This is a genomic window from Streptomyces sp. NPDC002130 (assembly GCF_040296465.1).
Lineage (GTDB): Bacteria > Actinomycetota > Actinomycetes > Streptomycetales > Streptomycetaceae > Streptomyces.
The window spans coordinates 1-1,464 of record NZ_JBEOXI010000810.1 but is presented as its reverse complement, the minus strand read 5'-3'; the positions used below and the strand labels follow the sequence as shown (position 1 = coordinate 1,464).

Below are 1,464 nucleotides of genomic sequence, written 5' to 3'. Positions count from 1 at the left end.
CGTCGCTGCATCAGGCTTTCGCCCATTGTGCAATATTCCCCACTGCTGCCTCCCGTAGGAGTCTGGGCCGTGTCTCAGTCCCAGTGTGGCCGGTCACCCTCTCAGGTCGGCTACCCGTCGTCGCCTTGGTAGGCCATTACCCCACCAACAAGCTGATAGGCCGCGGGCCCATCCTGCACCGATAAATCTTTCCACCACCCACCATGCGATAGGAGGTCATATCCGGTATTAGACCCAGTTTCCCAGGCTTATCCCGAAGTGCAGGGCAGATCACCCACGTGTTACTCACCCGTTCGCCGCTCGTGTACCCCGAAAGGCCTTACCGCTCGACTTGCATGTGTTAAGCACGCCGCCAGCGTTCGTCCTGAGCCAGGATCAAACTCTCCGTTGAAGACTCTAGATATCACCAACCCGAAGGCCGGCTAATCAGTCATAGACAAAAAGAGTCAAATCACTAGCAAAAAAACTCAACTAGCAAAAAATGTGTCGGCAACCATTCAGACGGAAGAATGAACAATCACCGACGAAAAATACTCACACCCCGAACATCAGAACCGAAACCCGAAGGCCCGGAACATCATCCGACATGTGAAGTACCAAATTAATTTTGGCACTGACATTCATCGACACACTGTTGAGTTCTCAAAGAACACGCACACACCATCACCACGACCCTATGGCCGCCGCTCCGGGGCAACTTTTCCAGCCTATCCCAACCAAGTCACCGGCGCAAACCGGAACCCCGTCGAAATCGAACTGGATTGTGTTCGCCAGGCACTTCGTACAACCTCGTGTCACTCACCCTCGCAGGTGGGAGTCGGTGTCCGTGTCGCTCTGACCTGGACAAAGTTACGCGAAGATCAACACAACACCAAATCGCCAGGTCAGAGCGCTGACGCGGGTTAACAGCCGATACTTTTCTCGAATTTTTGCTTCTCGCGATGACTTTCTGCGCCCACTGCGGTCTGTATGAGCAGGAACCAACAGGAACCGAAGCGTTCAGTAATCAGTCAACCGACTTCAAGGAGCCACCCATGTCTCGTCTTCTCTTCGTCAACATGCCGGTCAAGGACGTCGCCGCTACCCGGGCATTTTTCAGCGGGCTCGGCTTCGAGTTCAACGACATGTTCAGTGACGAGAACACCGTCTCGATGATCGTCAGTGATTCCGCCACCGTCATGTTCCTGAACGAACCGCGATTCGGGGACTTCATCGCCGACGACATCTGTGACACGTCGAAAGCTCGTGAAGCACTGATGTGTGTGTCGGCCGACAGCAGGGAGGAAGTCGACACTTTTGTCGATGCGGCGATTGCTGCCGGCGGTAGCAAGTGGATGGAGCCCCAGGAACACGGCTTCATGTACGGACGCGCATTCCGCGACCTCGACAATCACGTCTGGGAGGTCATGTGGATGGACCCGGCTGCGACTGTTCCTCAGCAGTAACGCAGAGCAACAGCAGTAA

General features: G+C 55.0%; 1 protein-coding gene and 1 rRNA gene. One reads left to right on the top strand and one right to left on the bottom strand.

Annotated features, from left to right (window positions below; translation table 11 throughout):
* Positions 1-391 (bottom strand): 16S ribosomal RNA (locus ABT116_RS45800); the annotation flags it as partial.
* A 643-nt stretch (positions 392-1,034) separates the two neighbouring features.
* Between ABT116_RS45800 and ABT116_RS45795 the strand changes: the two genes are divergently transcribed.
* Positions 1,035-1,445 carry a VOC family protein gene (locus ABT116_RS45795; protein WP_351647091.1) on the top strand — a complete coding sequence of 137 codons (411 nt, stop codon included), beginning with the start codon at positions 1,035-1,037 and terminating at the stop codon, positions 1,443-1,445.
* The last annotated feature ends 19 nt before the right edge of the window (positions 1,446-1,464 follow it).